The sequence below is a fragment of the Arthrobacter sp. SO3 genome (assembly GCF_020532825.1).
In the GTDB taxonomy this organism is placed as follows: domain Bacteria; phylum Actinomycetota; class Actinomycetes; order Actinomycetales; family Micrococcaceae; genus Arthrobacter.
This window is the reverse complement of sequence record NZ_MQTS01000093.1, coordinates 29562-52708: the sequence shown is the minus strand read 5'-3', so window position 1 is coordinate 52708 and position 23147 is coordinate 29562. Positions and strand designations below refer to the sequence as shown.

Here is a 23147-nt window from a genome sequence, read left to right as displayed (position 1 = left end):
GCATTGGGCGCTTGCCGCCTGGAGGAGGCACGTTGCGGCCGACGCGAGGCCTAGCTACCCCCGGAAGCCCGTCCAAACCCGGCCTGTGGCCCAGCCTGTCCGAACCCGGCCTGAGCTCAAGTTCAAGCCCACGCCTGCCCGCGTGATGCCCGCCCCCGACTATCTGCCCAGGTGGACTGCGAACCGCCGGCTGGCCACAGGCCGCGAGCATGCCCAGTGGCAGAAGAAGTTCGACAGCGCAGCGCATTGAGACCCCGCCGGACCGGGAGCATAAAGTGGTACGCCAAACCTGACCGGGCTGCCCATTCACTGATACGAGGGCAACTTTTGTGAACTACGTGTCAGCTATGTTCAGCCTGACCGGGAGTGCAGCGTCCCCTCCAACTCGGCCTAGGAAATGATCGTCCATATCTGCAGAGCATCGGCAGCGCGTCTCCAGCGTCGGAATTGCACCTGGCTGATTCGGCAAAACTAGGGAACCGGCCATGCGGCTGTCGGATGTTCGGACCATGGGGGATGAAGGGAGCCGGAATCGTTGTCCAGAGCCTGGAGACTCAGTGCGCCGTGCGGGCGTCGTGGACGGGCCACATGACCTACTCCCCGGAATCGGTTCAGAGTATCGTGGATCCGGGAGGGCAGTCCCGTCCTGCCCGGGCAGTCATCAGTGGTCACGAACCGCTAAGGAGGGCCCATGCCGTCGTCCCGCGTCCCCATACCCCAGCCTCCGCCACGGCCCGTCGTCGGCAATCTGCCTGATATCGACTCCAGCAAGGGAGTCCTGGGGCTAGCCGAGGTAGCCGAGCAGTACGGCCCCATCGTCCGCATCCAGTTCTTCAACCGCAGTGTCGTCGTCGTCTCCTCCCAGGAACTGGTCAACGAGCTCTGCGATGAATCGCGCTTTGGCAAGGTGCTCGGCATTGCCCTTCGGCAGGTGCGGCAGTTCGCCGGGGACGGCCTGTTCACCGCGGAAACACAGGAACCCAACTGGCAAAAGGCGCACCGGATCCTGATGCCGGCGTTCGGACCCGCAGCGCTGCGCCGGATGTTCACCGGCATGGACGACATCGTCGAGCAGCTGCTGCTCAAGTGGGAGCGGCTCGGGCCCGCGGCCCGGATCGATGTGCCGGACAACACCACCCGCCTGACGCTGGATACGATCGCCCTGTGCTCGTTCGACTACCGGTTCAACAGTCTTTATCGGGAGGAGATGCATCCATTCGTCGGGGCCATGGTCCGCGCCCTGGTTGAATCCAGAGACCGGGCGCGCAGGCTGCCCGTGCAGAACAAGATCATGCTGCGCCGACGGCACCAGCTCGAGGACGACAACGCCCTGATGTTTGAGGTCGCCGAGCAAATCATCAGCGACCGGCGGCGCAATCCCAGCCCCGCGGGGCGGGAGGACATCCTCGACACCATGCTCAGCGCCGCGGATCCGGTGACCGGCGAGCGGCTCTCTGATGAAAACATCCGCTACCAGATGGTCACTTTTCTGATCGCCGGACACGAGACCACCAGTGGCCTGCTCTCCTTTACGCTCTACGAGCTGCTGCGCCACCCGGGCGTGCTGGCCAAGGCGCACGCCGTCGTGGACGAGGTCCTTGGCTCTGACAGCGCCACGTTCGAGCACCTGCCCCGGCTGGGGTATCTGGATCAGGTCCTCAAGGAAACACTGCGGCTTTGGCCCACCGCCCCGGCGTTCAACGTAGCCCCGTTCGAGGACACGACGCTCGGCGGACGCTACGAAGTCATTGCGGGACAGCCCATCCTGGTCCTGCTCCCGCAGCTGCATCGGGACCAGGCTGCGTGGGGAGAGGACGCGGGCGTGTTCGACCCGGAGCGGTTCAGCCCGGAGCGGGCCGCCACTATCCCGGCCAATGCCTGGAAGCCCTTCGGCAACGGCCAGCGCTCCTGCATCGGCCGGGGCTTCGCCTTGCAGGAGGCCATGCTTTTCCTGGCCAAGCTGCTGCAGCGCTTCGAGGTGACCTCGGCGGACCCAGGCTACGAACTCCAGATCAAGCACACCCTGACGATGAAGCCGGAAGGGCTGTATATCAATGTGCGCCGGCGGGACGTCAAGATCGCAGCGCCGAACCATGCCGCCGTCGCGCCTGCCCGGCAGTCGGAGGTGCCGGCCGCCGCCCCCAACGGTGTCCCGATCCGGGTGCTCTACGGTTCCAATGCAGGCACGTCCAAGGATTTCGCCCAGCGCATAGCCAACGACGCCGGACGGCGCGGCTACAGCCCCACGATCGGTCCGCTCGACGAGGCCGCCGGCGGACTGCCGACGGAAGGTCTGGTCATGGTCGTATCCTCCTCTTATGAGGGGCAGCCACCGGACAACGCCCGAAAATTTCTCGCCTGGACCCAGGGCCTGAAGCCGGGCAGCCTCGCCGGAGTGAGGTATGTGGTCTTCGGCAACGGCAACAAGGACTGGGCGCGCACGTATCAGGAGGTGCCCAAAGCCGTCGACGCCCGTCTCGGGGCCGCCGGCGCCGTGCGGATCTATGCCCGGGGTGAGGCCAACGCCCGCGGCGATTTCTTCGGCGATTTCAACGAGTGGTATGCGGGGTTCTGGCCCGCGGTGGACGCCGCCCTCGGGCAGCGGACCAGTTCGCCGGCCGCGCAGCCCCAGCTTGAACTGCAGTTCGTGGGGAATGTCCGGGACCCGCTGCTGCGGCAGAACGGGCTGGCACTGGGTACCGTCGTCGCGAACCGGGAACTGGTGGACCTCGCCACACCCGGCGCCCGGTCCAAACGGCATGTCGAGATAGCCCTCCCCGAAGGGATGAGCTACCGGACCGGCGATTACCTGGCCGTGCTGCCGCTGAACCCCAGCGGGCTTGTGCAGCGGGCGCTGGCGCGCTTCAACCTCGACTATGACGCCAACGTCCTGCTGAGCATGGAGCGGGGAGACAGTTTCCTGCCCACCGGTTCGCCCGTAGCCGTGGGCGAGCTGCTGAGTAGCTACGTCGAACTTGCGGTCCCCGCCACCCGTGCGCAGCTCGAGGACCTGGCCGACGTCGCCGCCGACGCTGAACAGCGGAGCGGCCTTGAGGCCCTGGCGCAGGACCGCGGGCGGTACGCGGCCGAGATCCTGGACAAGCGTGTCTCCCTCCTGGATCTGCTGGAAACGTACCCGTCATGCCAGCTTTCGTTCACTTCGTTCCTGCAACTGCTGACGCAACTGACTCCCCGGCGGTACTCCATTTCCTCGTCCCCGCTCTGGAGCCCGGACCATGCCACCTTGACCTTCGCCGTTATCCAGGCCCCGGCGTGGTCCGGCCGCGGCACCTTCGAAGGGGCCTCCTCCACGTATCTGGCCCAGGCCAGGCCCGGGTCAAGAATCGCGGTGACTGTTCGTCCTTCGAATGCCGCCTTCCACCCGCCAGCGTCTTTAGCGGTTCCGCTCATCATGGTCTGTGCCGGGACCGGGCTGGCGCCCTTTCGCGGATTCGTCCAGGACCGCGCACTGCGGGCGCAGGCCGAGGGCGTAACGCCGGCACGGGCCCTGCTGTTCTTCGGCTGCCGAGCCACGGACACCGATTTCCTTTACCACCCCGAGCTTGCCTCCTGGGCGGAGGACGCCAACCTCGACCTCCGGCCGGTCTTTTCCACCGCACCCGTGCACGGCCGGAGGTTCGTCCAGGACCGGCTGTGGTCGGACCGCGCCGACGTCGTGGAACTCGTCAAACAGGGCGCCACGGTCTACGTCTGCGGCGACGGCGAGTACATGGCGCCGCAGGTCCGCGACACGTGCGTACAGATCTACCGGGAGGCGACCGGCGCCTCGGCGGCGGACGCCGGGGCGTGGATGGATGAGGTGGAACGCACCCACGGCAGGTACGTGGCGGACATCTTCACGTGAGGGTGAGAGCCGTCGACCCTTTGGGGTGGAGGCCTCTTTGCTGGCACAGTTTTGTTCGGCGGCGGACGTGGTGGTCCTTGGGTAGACAGATAAGCTTGAACCTTCAAGTAAAACCGGGTAGGCTGATTCCATGACATCGACCCTCGACCGCCCTCCGGTTCTCTTCCTCAGCCATGGTGCTCCGCCGTTGGCTGACGACGCCACTTGGACCCGCGAACTCAACGACTGGTCCGGCACCTTCGACAAGCCCAACGACATCCTTATGGTGTCCGCTCACTGGGAAAACGCCCCGGTCACGCTCAGCGCCACCGGACGCAACCCGGGACTGGTCTATGACTTCGGCGGTTTCCCCCAGAAGTACTACGACGTCACCTACGACGCCCCGCAGGCTCCGGGTCTGGCCACAGAGGTGGAGAAGCTCGTGGCCGGTCATGGCCACCATGTCGAGCGCGACGAGAGCCGCGGCTTGGACCACGGCGCCTATGTCCCGCTCAAGGAGATGTTCCCGGACGCGGATGTACCGGTCGTGCAAATGTCCATGCCCACCCTTGATCCGCAGGGCCTGTTCGATCTGGGCAAGTCGCTGGCGCCGTTGCGCGACCGCGGTACGCTGATCGTCGGTTCGGGGTTCACCACGCACAACCTGCGCTGGTTTAACCCCGCCGGCGGACCCGACAGTGCCCCGCCCTCGGTCTCCCGTGAGTTCGATCACTGGGCAGAGGAAGCAATGGCGCGCGGCGACGTCGACTCCATCCTGGACTTTCTGCACAAGGCCCCGGCAGCCCGCGAGGCGCACCCTCGCAGCGAACATTGGGCCCCGCTGTATGTCGCTCTCGGGGCAGCGTACGGGTCCGGCGAACTGCACGCCAAAACCGCGATCGACGGGTTCTGGTTCGGTCTGTCAAAACGCTCATGGACCCTGACCTAGGCCGCTCTGACGCCCGCCGTTCTCGCCCTGTGGGCGACCATCTGCGCAGGACTGGTGGTGCTCTAAGTTGAACCATCGGGGTCTGCACGCGCCGCAGGCTCGCCCCGACCCGCTTGAATGACGAAGTTTTCAACCCTGCGGTCCGGAACCAACCAGATCAGGGCCACTGCGGTGTAGACGGCGAGCCCCAGGAGTGGTTGTACTACCCCCAAAGCAATACCGGTCAGGTAAATCAGCGGCGACGCCTTGCCTTTCCAGTCCCGGCCGACGGCGCGGGCGAGGGCGCCCTCCCTGCCTTGTTGGCGGATCAGCGCCTGTTGCAAGATGAAGTACGCGATGGCTGCGCAGAACAAGTTGATCCCGTAGACCAGCACCGGTACCTGGGCGAAGCCAGAGTCATCCATCGGCGGCCAAACCAGACCAGGTCGGGTCGTGCGGCGCCCTCAGTTCCAGGACCATGATCGTGATGATGATGGCCAGCACACCATCGCTGAATGCCTCGAGTCGATTCTTGTTCACGTCTTTCCCTCCATCAAGTCATCATGCTCGGGGCAGACTCCCGGAGCAACGACTGCCCGTTCGGATGAGATGCCCGCCACCTGCCGGTCCGCCGACACCCAGAGGAAGTGCTCAGGCACCGCGGCGAACTCGTCGGGTCGTTCGGTCCAGAGAACTCGATGTGCATGTCCGTGTTCGGGCATCAGCCTCGTGGTGGCGGAGGAGGCCGGGGTCAGGGCTGGAATCTGTATCCGATGCCGGCCTCGGTGAGGAAGTGGCGGGGGTTTCCGGGTTCTGGTTCGAGTTTGCGGCGGAGCTGGGCCATGTAGACGCGCAGGTAGCTGGCTTCCTTGGCGTATGCGGGACCCCAGATTTCCGTGAGGAGTTGCTGCTGGGTGACGAGTTTTTCGGGGTTCCTGGCCAGGATTTCCAGGATGCCCCATTCCGTGGGGGTCAGCCGGATGTCCTGTCCGCCGCGGGTTACCTGTCTCATGGCCAGGTTGACGGTGAAGGAAGCGGTGGTCACGACTGGCGCTTCGTCGGCTTGGAAGCTCCAGCGCTGGACGGCCCGTAGCCGGGCCAGGAGTTCGTCCAGTCCGAAGGGTTTGGTGACGTAGTCGTCGGCTCCGGCGTCGAGGGCCTTGACCTTGTCGTCGGAGCCGTGGCGGGCGGAGAGGACCAGGATCGGGACGCGGCTCCATTGGCGGACGCGTTTAATGACCGTCGTGCCGTCCAGGTCGGGCAGGCCCAGGTCCAGGACGATGGCGTCTGGGGGGTATTGGGCCGCTGATCGAAGGGCAGATCCGCCGTCGGGGGCCGTCATGACGTTGTATCCGTGGGCGTGGAGGGTGATTTTGAGGGCTTTAAGGATATGGGGGTCGTCGTCGACGACAAGCACGTCGTTCACGGCGCACCCTCAGTCGTGATGGCGGGTTGCGTGTGGCGCCTCCGCAGGAGGGCTGATTGCGCCTCCAGTGGGGCCTGGGCGGCATGCCGGCTAAACGCCGTGCCCTCGGAGAGCGGCAGTCGGATCACCATGGTCAGTCCGCCCCCCGGTGTCTCTTCCGCGGTCAGCGTTCCTCCCATGGCCTCGGTGAAGCCTTTGGCCACGGCCAGCCCGAGCCCGACGCCGGTGGCCTGCAGGACGTCATCGAGGCGCTGGAATGGCTGGAACATCCGGACGACGCTTTCTGCCGGGACGCCCTGGCCGTGATCGATGATGCGCAGTTCCCCCGCGGGACGCCCGCCCAGTGTTGCCCGGCTGAGACCGCCTGCCGCTCCAACGAGAATGACGTCGGAGTCGGACGCGTATTTGATGGCGTTCTCCACGATGTTGGCAATGACGCGTTCGAGCATTCCGGCGTCGGCGTCGACTTCGGGCATATTTCCCGGTAGGTCCACCCGAGCCCTGCCGGCGGGGATTCCGTGGAGGGAGGCCGGGATCACTTCGTACCAGCGCACCGGTTTGATGAGTGGGTTGACGGAATCGGAGGTGATCCGGGACATGTCCAGAAGGTTGCCGACGAGCGCGTCCAGCCGGTCGGAGCATTCGTCGATGGTGGCGAGCAGCTCCTGTTCCTCCTCGTCGGTGTAGTGGATGTCGTTTTGTCTGAGGCCTCCGACCGCGAGTTTGATGCCGGCCAGCGGTGTACGCAGGTCGTGGGAAACGGCTCGGAGAATGGAGGTGCGCATGGTGTTGCTTTCGGCAAGCCGCACGACTTCGCGGCGGCTGGCCGCCAGTTGCCGGCGTTCCAGCTGCGCGGCCAGGTGCACACCGAACGCGCCCAGCAGCCGTCGGTCCCGGGCCGGAAGGGTCCGGCCGGAGAGAACGAGCCGGGTTGTCGGATCGATCTGTTCAACGTTTTCTGCACCCTCCGCCCCTACGGGTGGGTCCGTTCCGGCCGCTGCAACCAGCCGCCAGCCGGTATTCGCCGCCGGAGCTGTTCCGGTGTCTCCGGTGGAGGTGTAGAGCGCCGCGCCGCTGACCTGGAACACGTCCAGGGCTTGTTCAAGGAGACCATTCAGGGGGTCCTCGGCACGGGCTGCACCGCGGGTGAGGTCTCCCAGGGTGGCGGCTTCCGCTTGGGCGCGGGCGGCCTCTTTGGAGCGGCGGGCGGAGAGGTCGACGACGACGGCGACAGCCGCCGAGACGCCCACGAAGACCAGGAGGGCGAGGATGTTCTGCGGGTCACTGATAGTCAGGGTGCCGACCGGGGGTGTGGAGAAGTAGTTGACCAGGAGGCTGCTCCACAGGGCTGCCAGGATTGCGGGCCACAGCCCGCCGACGAGGGCGACCGCGACGGACCCGGCCAGCTGGACGAGTGCTGCGGTGGCGACGTTCTGGTCCGGGTTCAGGGAGAGCAGCAGCTGCAGCAGCACCGGGAGTACTACGGCCAGGATGAAGCCGGCGCTGACACGGACGCGTCCAAGGTCCCGTTGCCGGCGCGGGCCGGTGCCGCGGCCGCCGAGGGGGTGGGAGACCATGTGGACGTCGATGTCCCCGGAGTCGCGGACTACCCTGTTGCCGGTGCCTCCGCCCAGGAATGCGCCGAACAGGCCTTCAAGTCTCTTGTGGCGGGAGATTCCGACGACGATCTGGGTTGCGTTCACGCTGCGGGCGAAGTCCAGGAGCGCGGCAGCCGGGTCCTCGCCGGTCACGACGTGGTAGCTGCCGCCAAGGTCCAGCGTCAGCCGGCGTTGGACCTCCAGCGCCTGCGGGGATTCGCTGGCCACGCCGTCGGCGGCCCGGACGTGCACCGCGAGGAGGTCCCCGCCATTTACACGGGTGAGGATCCTGGCGCCGCGGCGGATGAGGAGCTCGCCTTCGGGGCTGCCGGTCAGCCCGACAACGATGCGTTCGCGGGCGGGCCAGCTCGCTTCGATGCCCTGTTCGGCCCGGTACCTGGCAAGTCCTTCGTCCACCCGGTCCGCCAGCCACAACAGCGCCAGCTCCCTTAAGGCGCTGAGGTTGCCGAGGCGGAAGTAGTTCGTGAGGGCGGCATCGATCTTGTCGGCCGCGTAGATCTTTCCGTCACCCAGGCGTTGGCGGAGCAGTTCGGGGGAGATATCGACCAGGTCGATCTGGTCAGCCCGCCGGACGATGTCGTCCGGGACGGTCTCCGCCTGGCGGACATCGGTGATGGCGCTGACGACGTCCCCCAGCGACGCGAGGTGCTGGATGTTGACGGTGGACAGGACGTTGATGCCGGCGTTGAGAAGTTCATCGACGTCTTCCCAGCGCTTGGTGTGGCGGCTGCCGGGAATGTTGGAGTGGGCGTATTCGTCCACGATCGCCGTCCCGGGGGCGCGGGCGAGGACGGCATCGAGGTCCATCTCCTCGAACTCCGTCCCGCGGTAGGGCAGGCGCTGGGGCGGGATGGTTTCGAGCCCCTCCATAAGCGTGCGGGTGTCGTCGCGCCCGTGGTCCAGGGCCCAGGCGACAACGACGTCCTCGCCGCGTCCGGCCAGCCGGTGCGCCTCTTCGAGCATCTCGTAGGTCTTGCCGACCCCGGGAGCGGCTCCCAGGAAGATTCGGAGTGTTCCGCGTGCCATGGGGGCTATCCCTTCCCTTGGACTCTCATTTGGACGGGGCCGCGGCAGCCAGGTCAACGTTAAGGGCGGTCACGTTGACGGACGGCTGACCGAGGAAGGCCGCCAGGCCTCCCGTGGTGTGCTTGTTGACCAGGGATATCACGGTGCCGGCACTCAGGTGCTGGGCCGCGGCGACGCGGGGAATCTGCAGCCGCGCGTACGCCGGGGAGATGTCCGGGTCAAGTCCCGAGCCACTGGATGTCACCGCCTCGGCGGGCACATCCAGCGCGCTGATGCCTTCGGCGGCGGCGACAGCGGAGCGGTTGGTGGTGACGGCGTCGAGCAGCTTCGGATCGTTCGGGCCCAGGTTGCTCGCGGAGGATGATGCGGGGTCCCATTTCACGGCCGAGGGGCGGGCGTGGAACCATCGCGGGTCCTGGGCGCCGGCGTCGTTGGCGGAGGTTTGAGCGATCAGGGCCGAGGCCGCCGGGGCGCCGGCGCTGTCTTTGATGATGGAGCCGTTGGCCTGGTAGGGGGCGATGAGCTGCCCGGCGCCGAAGACGGCCAAGTGGTAGGCCACGCCAAGGACCAGCGTGGCGAAGAGCAGGAACCGGACAGCGGTGCCTGCCTGCCGGAGGTAGCCGGTGAGTGTGTTCATGGGGATGTTCCTAGCCGATTCCGGGGATGAGGGAGATCATCAGGTCGATGATTTTGATGCCGATGAAGGGGGCGATGAGCCCGCCGAGCCCGTAGATGAGCAGGTTCCGGGACAGTGCCTGGTTCGCGGAGACGGCACGGTATTTCACGCCGCGGAGCGCGAGCGGTACCAGGGCGATGATGATCAGGGCGTTGAAGATCACTGCGGAGAGGATGGCCGAGGACGGTGTGGCCAGGCCCATGATGTTCAGCAGTCCGAGCCCGGGGAACGCGGCGGTGAACAGGGCCGGGACGATCGCGAAGTACTTGGCGACGTCGTTGGCGACCGAGAAGGTGGTCAGTGCGCCGCGGGTGATCAGCAGCTGCTTGCCGATGCCGACGATGTTGATGAGTTTGGTGGGGTCGGAGTCGAGGTCCACCATATTGGCGGCATCCTTGGCGGCCGGGGTTCCGGAGTTCATGGCGACGCCGACGTCGGCTGCGGCCAGGGCGGGGGCGTCGTTGGTGCCGTCCCCGGTCATGGCCACGAGCCGGCCTGCGGCCTGTTCCTTCTTGATGACGGCGAGTTTGTCTTCCGGGGTGGCTTCGGCCAGGAAATCGTCGACCCCGGCCTCGGCGGCGATGGCCTTGGCGGTAATGGGGTTGTCTCCGGTGATCATCACGGTCCGGATGCCCATTTGCCGCAGTTCGGCGAAGCGGGCGTGCATGCCGGGCTTGACGACGTCGGCCAGATGGATAGTCCCCAGGATCTCGGCGCGGCCGTCCCTGCCTACCTGGGCGACGAGCAGGGGTGTGCCGCCCTGGGCGGAAATTTCCGTCACCCGGTGGTCCACCTCCGCTGGGGAGTGTCCGCCGTAGTCGGCGACGAAGGCCGAAACCGCGGAGGCGGCGCCTTTGCGGATCTGCACCCCGTCAAGGTCCAGCCCGCTCATGCGCGTGCTGGCGCTGAACGCGACCACCGCAAAATCGCCGGAGGAGTGTTCGAGCGTGGCCAGATCAGCCCCGGTCACGCCCTTGTCCGCGGCAAGGTCCACGATGGACCGGCCCTCGGGGGTTTCGTCGGCCAGGCTGCAGACCCGGGCCGCTTCGATCATCCGGGTCCGGTCCACATGGGTGGCGGGGAAGAAGTTGACGGCCCGGCGGTTGCCGTAGGTGATGGTGCCGGTCTTGTCCAGGAGGAGTGTGGTGATGTCCCCGGCCGTCTCGACGGCTCGTCCAGAGGTGGCGAGCACGTTGTGCTGGACCAGGCGGTCCATGCCGGCGATGCCGATCGCCGGGACCAGCGCCCCGATGGTGGTGGGGATCAAGCAGACCAGCAGGGCGACCAGCACGATCGGGGAAGGCGTGGCGCCGGCGAGGGCGGCAAACGGGGCAAGGGACATCGTGACGGCCAGGAACACAATAGTCAGGGAAACCAGCAGCACGTGAAGTGCGATCTCGTTGGGGGTCTTCTGCCGCACGGCACCCTCGACCAGCTTGATCATCCTGTCGATGAACGTCTGTCCCGGCTCGGCGATGATGCGGATGACGATCCGGTCCGAGAGGACCTTCGTGCCGCCGGTGACGGAGGAACGGTCGCCGCCGGACTCGCGGATCACCGGGGCGGATTCACCCGTGATAGTCGACTCGTCGACGCTGGCGAGGCCTTCGATGATTTCACCGTCAGAGGGGATGACGTCCCCGGCTTCGCAGATGACGACGTCGCCCCGCCGCAGCTCCGTGCCGGGGACCTCTTTGGTGGTGCCGTCGGGCTGCCTGAGCCGGGCCAGGACGCCTTTGCGGCTGGCACGGAGGCTGTCGGCCTGGGCCTTGCCCCGGCCCTCGGCGATGGATTCGGACAGGGTGCCGAACAGGACGGTGAGCCATAGCCAGGCGGTGACGGCGATGCCGAACACCGAGGGCCGGTACACGGAAATTGCCGTGCACAGGGCGGCCCCCACCAGCACGGTGAACATGACCGGGGAATGGATCATCTGCCGCGGGGAGAGTTTCCTGACGGCGAGCGGCAGTGCGGCGGCGACTGACGTGAGCGTCAGCTTCGCCGGGGCCTTGGTGTGGTGCTTGTGTTCGCCGGGGGTGCCGAGCGGGTTGCCGTCGGCGTAGGTCTGGGCGGCGAGGTCCGTCTGGGACGGGGTCATTTGAGGAGTCCTTCTGCGAGGGGGCCCAGGGTGAGGGCCGGGAAGTAGCTCAGGGCGGTCAGGATCACTGTCACGCCCAGCAGCAGACCCCCGAACAGCGGGCCGTGGGTGGGGACTGTGCCGGCGGAGGCGGGAACCTTGCCCTGACGGGCGAGGGAACCGGCCAGGGCGAGGACCAGGACAATCGGAAGGAAGCGGCCCAGTAGCATGGCAAGGCCCATCATGACCGAGAAGTAGGGGCCCGAGGTGGTGATGCCGCCGAAGGCGGAGCCGTTGTTGTTGGACGCGGAGGTGAAGGCGTACAGCACCTCGCTGAACTGGTGCGGGCCGGTGGCCGGGGCGTTGGCCATGGCGTCCGGCAGCAGGACGGTGATGCCGGCCAGTGCCAGGACCAGGGCCGGGGTGACGAGGATGTACATGGCGGCGAGCTTCATTTCCGTCGGGCCGATCTTCTTGCCCAGGTACTCCGGGGTCCGTCCGACCATGAGACCGGCGATGAAGACGGAAATGATGGACAGGATCAGCAGCCCATAGAGCCCGGAACCGGTTCCGCCGGGGGCCACTTCGCCGAGCATCATGTTCACCATGGCCACTCCGCCGGCCAGCGGCGGCAGGGAATCATGGGCGGCGTTGACGGCGCCGGTGGAGGTAAGCGTGGTCGAGGTTGCGAAGATCGCGCTCGGCACCGGGCCGAAGCGCTGTTCAAAACCCTCGCCCAGCCCTCCGGCCGCCGCCGTCGCGGTCCCCTGGCCGGAAGCCACGGCCCATCCCATCAGGGAGATGGAAGCCAGCCACAGGGTGCCCATGACGGCGGCGACCGTGTAGCCCTGCCTTTGGTCCCCGACCATCCTGCCGAAAGCGTAGGGCAACGCCGAGGGGATGAGCAGGAGCAGGAACACCTCGAAGAGGCTGATGAGGGCGTTGGGGTTCTCGAACGGGTGGGCGGAGTTGGCGTTGAAGTAGCCCCCGCCATTGGTCCCGAGGATCTTGATGGCTTCCTGGGAGGCGACCGGCCCGCCGGGGATGGTTTGGCTGATACCGGCCGCGTGGTTGTTGACGTCGGTGGCCCAGAAGTTCTGCACCACGCCGCCGAGAATCATCACCACTGCCGCGACGAACGCGATCGGAAGCAGGATCCGGAACGACGTCCGGGCCAGGTCCACCCAAAAGTTGCCCAGCCGCTGTGTCCGGGTGCGGGCGATGCCGCGGATGAGGGCGACCACGATGACGATGCCGACGGCGGCAGAGAGGAAGTTCTGCACCGCAAGCAGGGTCATCTGCACGAAGATGCCCACCGTGGTCTCCGGGACGTAGGTCTGCCAGTTCGTGTTGGTCACAAAGGAAATGGCGGTGTTCATGGCAATCCACGGATCCACTCCGGGAAGTGATCCGCTGCCGGGCAGGAGGCCCTGCAGCCGCTGGAGGACGAACACGGCCAGGATCGAGACAGCCGAAAACGCCAGGACGCTGCGCAGATACACGGACCAGGCCTGTTCGGTGCCGGCGTCGATCCCGGCGAGCCGGTAGAACAGACGCTCGGGCCGGCTGGACGCCGTGCCCTCGAATACGCGGGCCAGGTAAATGCCTAAGGGCTTGTGCAGGGCTGCCAGGACAATGAGGAGTGCCGCCACCTGGACAACAAAGGATGCAGAGTTGAAGGTCATGATCCGCTCACCACTTTTCCGGATGGATCAGGACCGCCAGCAGGTAGCCGAACAGGCACAGTCCCGCAATCAGCAGGACGAGCCACATGACCGCGTCGGCGCTCATTGTCCGCCCTCCTGCCGGTCATCGGCAGCGCCGACCATCCCGGCCAGAACGTGGCCGATCCACATCACGAAACCCATGGACACCATGAGAATTCCAATAACAGCCACATCGGCCATTTCAGGTTCCTTTCATCCGCACCCCGTTCGCGGGGCTACTGAAAGTCAACTCCTCTCCGGAGGCAAAGAACCGGTTCCTGACGGTTCCTTAACGCACGGAGCGCCGATCTTGACGCGGTCTTAACGTGGGCGGGAAATTCCGGACCCGCGCCGGCAGTCGGGTCAGGACAAAGGGTCGCTGCGCTCATCCGGGGTTGTGTCCGGCCGGCGGATTCAGCCGACGTGGACCCAGGGCCGTTTGGTGACATCGGGTTCTGCTTCGCGTAGCACTTCGCGGGTGACTGGGGCGATTTCGCCTTCGCCGAACGCGAGGAAGCGCAGCAGGTTAGCGACCGGGTTCCCTTCGGTCCAGCGGAAGTAGATGTGCGGCATCAGGCCGGTCACGTCCCGGATGTGCAGCAGCACCGAGGCGATCGTGTTTGGCACCACGGGGCCGTGGACCTCCAGGATCCGGTACCCGTGCCGGGTCACCCCACGGACCTCCAGCGCCGTTTCAAAGTCTGAAGAATCATCCACGATCACTTCCAGGAACAACGCCTGGGAGTCCACCGGAAGGTGGCTGACTTCGATGGCGGAGCCCAGTTTGTCCCGGTAGGCCTCGGGGCTGAGACGCAAAGGTTCGTGGGCGATGATCGATATCGGCCCGTCCAGATTCGAGGACACAAACTCCAGCGCCTGGCGGTCCAAGTGGACGTGGGTGGCGTGGAGTTCAAAGGAACGCCGGATGCGCGAGAGCAGCGAAATCACGATGATGCCCACAATAAAGAACGCTGCGATCCGGATTCCTTCGGGCCGTTCAAAAATGTTCGCCACCGTGGTGTAGATGAACACCACGGCGATGACACCGAACCCGATGGTGCGTTTGCGCTGCTTTCCGCGCCGGGCGGACAGTGTCACGGCCACCGCGGCGGAGGTCATCAGCACCAGCACACCGGTGGCGTACGCGCCGCCCTGGGCATCGACGTCGGCATCGAACAGCCGGGTGACCAGAAACCCGATGCCAGTGAACACGAGAACCAGAGGGCGAACGGCCCGTGCCCAGCTGGGAGCCATACCGTAGCGGGGCAGGTACCGGGGGACAAGGTTGAGCAGGCCCGCCATGGCGGAAGCACCGGCGAACCAGAGGATGGCGATGGTGCTGATGTCGTATACGGTGCCGAAGCCGGCCCCGAGGTATTCGTGGGCCAGGAACGCCAGGGCGCGGCCATTGGCCTGCCCTCCCGGCTGGAACTCCTGCTCCGGGATGAGGATCACGGTGGTGAAGCTGGTCGTGATGAGGAAAGCGCTCATGATGACGGCGGCAGTAGTCAACAGCCGGCGGGCGCCCTCGATCCGACCGAGCGGCTTCTCCTCGGTGTCACCGGGGCGTCCCTGGATCTGCGGCATCACGGCCACCCCGGTTTCGAAGCCGGACAGGCCCAGGGCCAGCTTGGGGAATACCAGCAGTGCGATCCCGACCACCATGAACGGATTCCCGTGCGAGGTCGTCAGGGCAAGCCACCAGTCGCCCACGGCAACGGGGTGCGTAAGCACTTCAAGGATGGTTGTGATGACTACCACGACATTAAGGCTCAGGTAGATGCCGACCAGGACGACCGCAACACCGATGGCCTCCTTGAACCCGCGCAGGAACACCGCGCCCAGCAGGGCCAGTAGAAACAACGTGATCGGAACGTTCTGTCCCTGCATCCAGCCCGGCACAAAGGGGTTTTGGATAGCGTGTGCGGTGGCATCGGCGGCCGACAAGGTCATGGTGATCATGAAGTCCGTCGCGGCAAACCCCAGCAGGACCAGCACGAAGAGCTTCCCGCCCCAGCGCGGCATTAGCCGCTCCAGCATGGCGATGGAACCCTCGCCGCGGTGGCTCTCGCCGGCAACCCGGCGGTACACCGGAAGGGCGCCCAACAAGGTGACAGCCACCAGCACCATGGTCGCCAGCGGGGAGATCACGCCGGCGGCCAAGGCAGCGATGGCCGGCTGGTACCCCAGGGTGGAGAAGTAGTCGACACCGGTCAGACACATCACCTGCCACCACGGATGCTTCTTCACATGGGGGTCACCCACTGCGCCTGGCCCCTGATGAGTGCCCTTGGCGTCCTGAAGGCCGAACAGCAGCCAGCTCCTGAAATTTTCCCTGGCTCCCGGCGGCACCGCTGAGGGATCCGCCGGCGGCCTGCTCATTGTGGTCATCCATACCTCTCCGCGCGATGCCCACCATCGTGTTCACCGCCGACGATAACACCGGCCCTGCCGCCGCTTCCCGGCCCGGAGTCAATCTTGATGGATCCCTAACGCTGCCCCCTTTGCGGCCTATATGACGGGTGTTGGTGCAGGGGATACTCCTGGGCCCGGAGACTGCGGAGTCCGGAACCGCACTAGCCGCCTCCCGCGGCGGCGCGGGCACGGATGTCAGCGGGACGGGGCCGGGATTTCAATGTAAAGATTGAATCCGGCACTTGCCGGCAGGTACCAGTGCCTGCGGTGCCGCAACGGCCGGTAGATGTGCCCGAAAGGGTCCCTCACACGGACATGCTCCAGCCGGTCCTGGTGCCTGAGCCGGTGGTCAATGTCCTCCAAATTGGCGGGATAAGATTCAATGCCGTTGATGACCAGAGCCCAGGAACCCCCGGCCCACTCTGGCCCGTGTTCCAAGGTGAGTATTTCGAACACATCCGAGACCACCTCTTCTTTAGTGATCGGGAAGAAACGGCGAAGCCGGTGACTTTCGGGGTGCGCGTTTTGCACGTCCAGCCACGCCTGGCGGAGCCAATGGAATTCCGCCGGGCCCAGCGAAGGCCCAAGCATCAGGTGACGTTGCGGATCCAAAGCCAGACGGAAGGCGCTGCCGCTGCGGTCAATGATGCAGGCAGCTTCCCCGACGTATTCAAACGCCGCGATTAGATCCCGTTCGGACCGGTGATACGAAAACTCTCCGCTGTCGTCGACCGCGACGAAATCCCGGCCGGCACCGGCCTCGGCGGGCAGGCCCGACGTGTCCTGCATCCGGGACGTGGTGTTCATTCTGGCTGGCTCCTGCCTGGAATCGGATTGCAGCCACGGCGGCTGCTGTGTCCTCTTGATTCATGACACCACGGGCGAAGCCGCACCGGAACGGACCCTAACGGTTTCCATACGCCGGCAGGCGAGAAATTTACAATGTTTTATTGAGGCGAGGCGTCGACGCACTAATCGTCATCCTGTAGGTATGACAATCTCACCAGCGGGGTCACGCGGTGGTATTCGGGCAGGGCAGGCAGCGGCAGGAGAACGACCCCCTCGCCCAAAGCCTCTCCCGAACCAGGCTTTGGAACGCGGCAAGTTCCCGGAATGTCGCCCAGACGTCATGGCCGGACGGAGCCAGTGGGTTTAGCCTAGTTCTAACGGTGATGGATCCCGCCGGAACCGGCCGATTCACCGGTTCGGACCGCCGAGGTGGCTGATGGGTCCTGCCCCGAATGCGAAGGGCAGGACACTCGCCATGACTGGAAATCGAATTCGGCCCGGAACCCCGGAAACGCGCGACCGGGTCAAGCTCACCGGCGCGCTGGTCCCGATAGGCCCGCTGGAACTGTCCCCGGAGGAAGTGCGCCAGCTGTGGTCGTTCATCCACGGGGACATCATGGACGGGAGCATGCGTCGGTTGCTGCGTGCGTCGCTCGGGTTGTGTCCCCGGCACACCTGGGCCTACGCGGTCGTGGAGATCGAGCTGTGGCAGGCCGGCGCCGGAGTCCGCGGCGGGCACCAGCCCTTCGACGTCACGGTCCTCTATGAAGATCTCCTTGAACACGTCGCGGCCGGGCTGAACCAGAAGAGCACCCTGCTGCACAGGCATCCGGACGACGTACTTCTGCCTGTGGGGCCGTGCCGGATTTGTGAGGAAATGGCCTCCCCGGACCTGCCCGGCCTGCGGATGGGTTACGCGAACTCCAACACCGAGGCCCTTACTGTCGAAGCTAACGGGCTGGCCCATACTGCCGTGTGGTGCCGGGAGACCCTGCCGCTCTGGCGTGACCGGGTCTGTACCGGCTGTGACCCTGACGCGCCGGAGGGCGACGGCGACCCGGTGCTGTTCTGCCGTTTCCACCTGGCCCGGAGCCGTCCACTCCCGGAGGAGCTGCGGCACGCGGTGGCGCTCCGCTTGCGGGAAATCCGGGGGCGGATGCGGCACCTGACCGAATCCATGACGGACTCCGGAGCCCCGGTGGGAGGTGCGGAGAATGCGTCCTGGATCGAGGCTGTCGGCTTCTTCGCCGGCTGGGGTCTGCCGCTGTATCTGGCCGCTGATGCCAGCGAACCGGGGTTCCACCAGGACATCCGGGGTGCTGAGCCAGCAGAATGAGCGCGTCATATGGTGGCGGCTGTCGACTCTGTGCCTGTAGTCTCTGTTCACGGTGATGGATCCCGCCGGAACAGCCCGCCCGTAGGGTGCCGTTGTTCGAACCGCCTCCTGGCTAATGGTTCCTACCTTTGCTGATCGAAGGTAGGTGACTCATGCCCGCACCCGGCGCGCTCGTACTGCTCCGCCACGGACAGAGCGTCCTGAATGCCCAGAACCGGTTTACAGGGTTGCTGGACCCGCCGCTGAGCGCCGCCGGAGAAGGCGAAGCCGCTGCCGCAGGGGCGCTGTTGGCGGCAGCCACTTTTTTCCCCGACGCCGTTTACACCTCCACCCTGTCCCGAACACATCAGACGGCCCGCATTGTGCTGGACGTCCTGGATCTGCCCGGCTGCCCTGCGCTGCCGGTGGTTCCGGCGTGGGAACTGAACGAGCGAAGTTACGGCTCCCTCACCGGCAAATTAAGGGAGGAACTGCTGAGCGAGCTCGGGCCGGAGGTGTTCCGCTTCTGGCGGCGCTCCTTCTATGGGGCGCCCCCGCCGATGCCCTCGGGCCAGCTTGCCGCGATCCGGCATAGCAGGGCCTTCGCCGGGCTGCCCCCGGAAGCTGTCCTGGCCACCGAATCGCTCTGCGGGGTGGTCAAGAGGGTCCGCAACTTCTGGCACCAGCACCTCCGGCGCCGGCTCCGGGAAGGGGAGGACGTGCTCGTGATCGGACACGGGAACTCCCTGCGGGCGCTGTGCTTTGTCCTGGACAGGCTCTCCCATGCCGAGGTCGAGGAACTGAACCTCCCCACGGGTCAGCCGCTCGTTTACCGCTTCACCCCGGACCTGGCACCCATGGTGCGGGGCGGGGAGTATCTGAATCCGTTGGCGGCGCGGACCGCCGCCGCCCTGGTCGCTGCCGCCGGCGGGACCTGAGATGAGGACGAAAAAATCGGAGAATGTCATCATGAATGAACTTCAGATCACCGGGGTGCGTGCCCTGCAGATCCTGGACTCCCGGGGCTATCCCACGGTGAAGGTCTGGCTCACCACCGGGGATGGCGCGGTGTCGGTGGCGTCGGCGCCGTCGGGGGCGTCCACCGGAGTGCATGAGGCCGTTGAACTGCGCGACGGCGGCCAGGAGTACTCCGGCCGGGGCGTGCAGAAGGCCGTGGCCAACGTCCGGACCGAAATCACTGAGTTGCTGACCTCCCGGAGCTGGCGGAGCCTGGCGGATCTGGACGGGGCACTCGTTGCCCTGGACGGCACGCCGGGCCGCTCACGGCTGGGCGCGAACGCGATCGTCGCGGTGTCCATGGCCGCTGCCCGGGCCTTCGCGGCCGCGGCCGGGACGCCGCTGCATGTCTGGATCGGGCAGACGCTGGGGAAGGCCGGACGGCTGCCGGTGCCACACTTCAACGTCCTGAACGGCGGCCAGCATGCGGCGAACCCGCTGGAGTTCCAGGAGTTCATGATCGCCCCGGCCGGCGCTCCGACGTTTGCCGACGGGGTCCGCTGGGGATCGGATGTCTACCACGCGCTGGCCCGGCGGCTGCATAAACAAGGCCTCGCCACCGGCCTGGGTGATGAAGGCGGGTACGCCCCGGCCATCGCCCGCCCCGAGGAAGCCCTGGACCTCATCGTGGCCGCCATCGGGGACGCCTGCTACACCCCCGGCCGGCACGGGGTGGCGATCGCCCTGGACCCGGCCGCGAACTCCTTCTACGCGGACGGCACCTACACGGTCGCGGGCAAGGCGTACACCCCGGAGCAGATGATCTCCTACTACGACCGGCTCATCACCGACTACCCGATCTGGAGCCTGGAGGACCCTTTGGCCGAAGAGGACACCGAGGGGTGGCCCGCGCTGACCGCGGCCCTCGGGAACCGGGTGCAGGTGGTCGGGGACGATTTGTTCGTCACCTCCGCGGACCGGGTCCGGGAGGGCATCCGGACCGCGTCGGCGACCGCGGTGCTGATCAAACCGAACCAGGCCGGAACCGTGAGCGAAACCTTCGACACCCTCACCGCAGCCAGTAAGGGCGGCTTCGGGGCGATGGTCTCGCACCGTTCCGGAGAGACCGACGATACTTTCGTCGCGGATCTTGTGGTGGGATCCGGTTGCGGGCAGCTGAAATCCGGGGCGCCCGCCCGGGGGGAACGCGTCGCCAAATACAACCGGCTCCTGGAGATCACCGACGAGTATCCGGAGCTGCCCTACGGGCCCACCGGAACCCACCTCAACGATCAGTAGACACCGACTTGCAGGAGCGCCCATGAATTATCCCTCGAAGGAAACCCGGCCCAACACGGGGCCCATCCCGTACGTCCCGCGAAAGATCACCGGGCCCGTACTGATGGGGGTCGTGCCCGGCCAGCCCCTGGCGGTCGCGCACCGGGCCGCGGAGCTGGCCTTCAGCCTGAACGTCGATCTGGTCTGCGCGTACGTGGACGTCACCACCTACCTGACTGAAGAGCCGGACGGCCGGGTCGAGGCCCTGCCAATTGATCCGGACGGGATCGACGACGACATCGAAGGGATCAGCGCAGGCATCAAAGACCGCCTGCAGGAAGCCTTGGACGGAAGCGGGGTCCGCTGGTCCTTCGTGACCCTCGCCGGGGAGCCCGCCCGGGCCCTGGGCCGGCTGGCCGAGTCCGCGGACGCGTCCGTCATCGTCGTTGGGACCCGCGAACGCGGCCTGGGAGCCCGGTTGGAGGAGCTGCTCGTCGGCACCGTGGCGGTCCACCTGACCCACCGCCAGCACCGGCCGGTGCTGGTCGTCCCGCTCGCCCCGCACCTCCGGCATCACCGGCAGGAGGGCCACTGATGGAACCGCCCACCCCCGAGACCACAGCCGCATCCGTCCGGGCCGCCGACAAGAACGCCAAGCCGGCCCCGGGGAGGCTGCCCACCGACGCCGGACCGGCCCCCACCGGCACTGCCGGGCCCGCGGACCTGCCCATCGACAGCGACGCGGCGGACGCGGGCACCCTGGGTGCGGCCCGCGCCCACCGCCCCGTGCACCTGCACCCCGGCTTCGTGCTGGTCGTCATCACCGGAGGTGTGTTCGGCGCGCTGGCCCGCTTCGGTCTCAGCACCGTCCTGCCGTCCCCGGGAGGCTGGCCGCTGCCGACCCTGATCATCAACCTGACCGGGGCGTTGCTGCTCGGCGTCCTGCTGGAGGCACTGGTCCGGCGCGGTGCGGACGCCGGACGGCTCAGGGTGATCCGCCTGCTCGCCGGCACCGGCTTCATGGGCGCCTTCACCACCTACAGCACCCTGGCCCTGGAAACGAACACCCTGCTCGGGGCCGGACGCCCTGCCGACGCCCTGGTCTATCTCGGCGCCACACTGCTCGGCGGCGCCGTGGCAACAGTGGCCGGGATCCGGGTCGCCGCCGGACACCACAGCAGAATGACCACCCGACGCCGGGAATCGACCCTCCGCCCCGACCGGCAGGAGAGCAGACAATGACCATCCTGACCATACTTTTGCTCGGCCTCGCCGGCGGCCTCGGCGCCGGAACCCGCTTCGTCGTCGACGGGCTGGTCCGCTCCAAAATCCGCACCGCCCTGCCCATCGGAACCATCGCCATCAACATCACCGGATCCTTCCTGCTTGGCCTGGGCGCCGGGGCCGTGATCGCCCACGCCGCACCCGTCGAACTCCAAGCCATCGCCGGGACCGGGTTCCTGGGCGGATACACGACCTTCAGCACCGCCAGCTTCGAAACCGTCCGGCTCATCCAGTCCCGCCGCACCGGCCTGGCCCTCCTGAACGGGATCGGCACCGCCGCCGCCGCAGTGGGCGCCACGGCCGCAGGCCTCGCCCTGGCAAGCCTTCGATGAGACCGGCCAGCCAGCGAACCACACCCACGAACCAGACCAGGGAGCGGCAGGGTCGGAAATGAATCGGGAGCACGTCACGACGGACGGGACAGAGAAAACCCAACGGAACAGGCTCGGACCCATGGGATTCGTGCTGACCTTCGGCGTGGTCAGCATGCTCGCCGACGTCGTCTACGAAGGTGCCCGGTCCATCACGGGACCGTTCCTGGCCACCCTTGGCGCGTCCGCGGTCATGGTCGGTTTCATCACCGGGTTCGGGGAGGCCGTGGCCCTGGTCCTGCGACTGGGCACCGGACCCCTGGCGGACAGGACCCGCAAATACTGGCCGCTGACCATCGCCGGGTACGCCCTGACCGTGATCGCCGTGCCGTTCATGGCCCTGGCCAGCTCGTTATGGCAGGCGTCGGCGCTGGTCATCATGGAGCGGTTTGGCAAAGCCGTCCGCACCCCGGCCCGGGACACGATGCTTTCCCACGCGGGGGCGGAGATGGGACGCGGGAAGGCCTTCGCCATCCACGAGGCCCTCGACCAGTCCGGCGCACTCCTGGGCCCGCTGCTCGTCGGACTCATGGTCGCCATCTCCGGTTTCCAGCTCGGATTCGGCGTCCTTGCCATCCCGGGCGCAGCAGCCCTCGTCGCCGTGATACTGCTCCGCCGGGCGGCCCCCGATCCTGCACGCTACGACACAAAGTTGGCCAGCGAACCTGCCCGTGCACCCGGGCAGGTCCGTGTCCGTGTCCCCTTGCCGGCCCGGTTCTGGTGGTACGGCGCGTTCACCGCCGTGTCGATGTTCGGGTTCTCCACCTTCGGGGTCATCTCCTACCACCTTGAAGTCCAGAAGGTTATGCCGTCTGCGCTGATCCCGGTCACTTACGCCGTATCCATGGGCGCAGCAGCCCTGGCAGCCCTTGGCTCCGGGGCGCTCTACGACCGGATCGGGCTACGCGGCCTGCTCATCGCCCTGCCACTGACCGCCGCCGTCCCGTTCCTATCTTTCAGCACAACCCCTGTTCTAGTCTGGGCCGGTGCCGTCGCCTGGGGAGCTGCCTTGGGCATCCACGAATCCACGCTCCGCGCCGCCGTCGCAGACCTCGTCCCCGCCGCCACGCGCGGGACCGGATACGGCATCTTCACGGCGATCTACGGCGTGGCCTGGCTCGCCGGGTCCACCATCATTGGAGCCCTCTACTCGGCCTCCCTCACCGGTCTCTTTATCTTCACGGTCACAACGCAGTTTGTCGCACTGATCGCATTCATTCCCCTGCTCAAACCCTCTCCCGCGCAGGGACCCGCCACCTAGACAGGTCCAGAACTGCCCTGCCATGGCGAGGGCAACAGCGGCCCGCGCACGGTGGGCGAAAAGCGTCACCAGCGCCTGTGCTGCGGGCACCACAGATGCGTGATTGGCGTCTCACGTGGGTACCGTTCGGGCCGTCCGCATTGGCTCCGATCAGGTTGACACGATCAAGCCGCCG

General features: G+C 66.7%; 19 protein-coding genes and 2 riboswitches. Of the genes, 9 read left to right on the top strand and 10 right to left on the bottom strand.

Features of this window, described 5'->3' with window-relative positions:
* Positions 1-691 precede the first annotated feature (691 nt).
* Both BJQ90_RS09415 and BJQ90_RS09410 read left to right on the top strand, forming a co-directional pair.
* Positions 692-3865: a bifunctional cytochrome P450/NADPH--P450 reductase gene (locus BJQ90_RS09415; protein ID WP_226760025.1), complete on the top strand. Its 3174-nt coding sequence runs from the start codon at positions 692-694 to the stop codon at positions 3863-3865.
* A gap of 130 nt (positions 3866-3995) precedes the next feature.
* On the top strand, positions 3996-4793 hold the full coding sequence (locus BJQ90_RS09410) for a dioxygenase (RefSeq protein ID WP_226760024.1): 798 nt from the start codon (positions 3996-3998) through the stop codon (positions 4791-4793).
* Between the two features lie 62 nt (positions 4794-4855).
* Here BJQ90_RS09410 and BJQ90_RS09405 read toward each other — a convergent pair whose 3' ends face one another.
* The 10 genes from BJQ90_RS09405 to BJQ90_RS09360 form a co-directional block, all read right to left on the bottom strand.
* The gene (locus BJQ90_RS09405; RefSeq protein ID WP_226760023.1) at positions 4856-5197 is read right to left on the bottom strand and encodes a hypothetical protein; all 342 of its coding nucleotides are present in this window, start codon (positions 5195-5197) and stop codon (positions 4856-4858) included.
* A complete protein-coding gene (locus tag BJQ90_RS09400) occupies positions 5190-5312 on the bottom strand; it encodes a TMEM175 family protein (RefSeq protein ID WP_226760022.1) in 123 nt (40 codons plus the stop codon). The genes BJQ90_RS09405 and BJQ90_RS09400 overlap by 8 nt, the downstream gene beginning before the upstream one ends.
* 211 nt (positions 5313-5523) lie before the next feature.
* Positions 5524-6198 carry a response regulator gene (locus BJQ90_RS09395; protein WP_226760021.1) on the bottom strand — a complete coding sequence of 225 codons (675 nt, stop codon included), beginning with the start codon at positions 6196-6198 and terminating at the stop codon, positions 5524-5526.
* The gene (locus tag BJQ90_RS09390; RefSeq protein WP_226760020.1) at positions 6195-8843 is read right to left on the bottom strand and encodes a DUF4118 domain-containing protein; all 2649 of its coding nucleotides are present in this window, start codon (positions 8841-8843) and stop codon (positions 6195-6197) included. Before BJQ90_RS09390 ends, BJQ90_RS09395 begins: the two co-directional genes overlap by 4 nt.
* A 25-nt stretch (positions 8844-8868) precedes the next feature.
* On the bottom strand, positions 8869-9480 hold the full coding sequence (gene kdpC / locus BJQ90_RS09385) for a K(+)-transporting ATPase subunit C (protein ID WP_226760019.1): 612 nt from the start codon (positions 9478-9480) through the stop codon (positions 8869-8871).
* Between the two features lie 10 nt (positions 9481-9490).
* Complete coding sequence (kdpB, locus tag BJQ90_RS09380; protein WP_226760018.1) at positions 9491-11617, bottom strand: potassium-transporting ATPase subunit KdpB; 2127 nt, start codon at positions 11615-11617, stop codon at positions 9491-9493.
* A complete protein-coding gene (kdpA, locus tag BJQ90_RS09375; RefSeq protein ID WP_226760017.1) occupies positions 11614-13281 on the bottom strand; it encodes a potassium-transporting ATPase subunit KdpA in 1668 nt (555 codons plus the stop codon). Before kdpA ends, kdpB begins: the two co-directional genes overlap by 4 nt.
* Positions 13282-13288: 7 nt before the next feature.
* Entirely contained in the window at positions 13289-13387 is a 99-nt protein-coding gene (locus BJQ90_RS09370) for a potassium-transporting ATPase subunit F (protein WP_226760016.1), read from the bottom strand.
* 329 nt (positions 13388-13716) lie between these two features.
* A complete protein-coding gene (locus tag BJQ90_RS09365) occupies positions 13717-15693 on the bottom strand; it encodes an amino acid transporter (protein WP_226760015.1) in 1977 nt (658 codons plus the stop codon).
* 219 nt (positions 15694-15912) lie between these two features.
* Positions 15913-16524 (bottom strand): hypothetical protein, encoded by a 612-nt coding sequence (locus tag BJQ90_RS09360; protein ID WP_226760014.1) that lies wholly within the window; start codon positions 16522-16524, stop codon positions 15913-15915.
* A 352-nt stretch (positions 16525-16876) separates the two neighbouring features.
* A riboswitch (Fluoride riboswitch) is annotated at positions 16877-16959 on the top strand.
* A 22-nt stretch (positions 16960-16981) separates the two neighbouring features.
* Between BJQ90_RS09360 and BJQ90_RS09355 the strand changes: the two genes are divergently transcribed.
* The 7 genes from BJQ90_RS09355 (at position 16982) to BJQ90_RS09325 (ending at position 22972) form a co-directional block, all read left to right on the top strand.
* Positions 16982-17842, top strand: coding sequence for a hypothetical protein (locus BJQ90_RS09355; protein WP_226760013.1), 861 nt, complete (start codon positions 16982-16984; stop codon positions 17840-17842).
* 42 nt (positions 17843-17884) lie between these two features.
* Positions 17885-17974, top strand: a riboswitch (Fluoride riboswitch).
* Positions 17975-17994: 20 nt separating this feature from the next.
* Entirely contained in the window at positions 17995-18759 is a 765-nt protein-coding gene (locus BJQ90_RS09350; protein ID WP_226760012.1) for a 2,3-bisphosphoglycerate-dependent phosphoglycerate mutase, read from the top strand.
* A 31-nt stretch (positions 18760-18790) separates the two neighbouring features.
* The gene (eno, locus tag BJQ90_RS09345; RefSeq protein WP_226760011.1) at positions 18791-20077 is read left to right on the top strand and encodes a phosphopyruvate hydratase; all 1287 of its coding nucleotides are present in this window, start codon (positions 18791-18793) and stop codon (positions 20075-20077) included.
* Between the two features lie 22 nt (positions 20078-20099).
* Positions 20100-20651, top strand: coding sequence for a universal stress protein (locus tag BJQ90_RS09340; RefSeq protein ID WP_226760010.1), 552 nt, complete (start codon positions 20100-20102; stop codon positions 20649-20651).
* On the top strand, positions 20651-21298 hold the full coding sequence (locus tag BJQ90_RS09335) for a fluoride efflux transporter FluC (RefSeq protein WP_226760009.1): 648 nt from the start codon (positions 20651-20653) through the stop codon (positions 21296-21298). The genes BJQ90_RS09340 and BJQ90_RS09335 overlap by 1 nt, the downstream gene beginning before the upstream one ends.
* Positions 21295-21672 carry a fluoride efflux transporter FluC gene (locus tag BJQ90_RS09330; RefSeq protein WP_226760008.1) on the top strand — a complete coding sequence of 126 codons (378 nt, stop codon included), beginning with the start codon at positions 21295-21297 and terminating at the stop codon, positions 21670-21672. The genes BJQ90_RS09335 and BJQ90_RS09330 overlap by 4 nt, the downstream gene beginning before the upstream one ends.
* A 121-nt stretch (positions 21673-21793) precedes the next feature.
* Positions 21794-22972: an MFS transporter gene (locus BJQ90_RS09325; protein ID WP_226760007.1), complete on the top strand. Its 1179-nt coding sequence runs from the start codon at positions 21794-21796 to the stop codon at positions 22970-22972.
* Positions 22973-23147 lie beyond the last annotated feature (175 nt).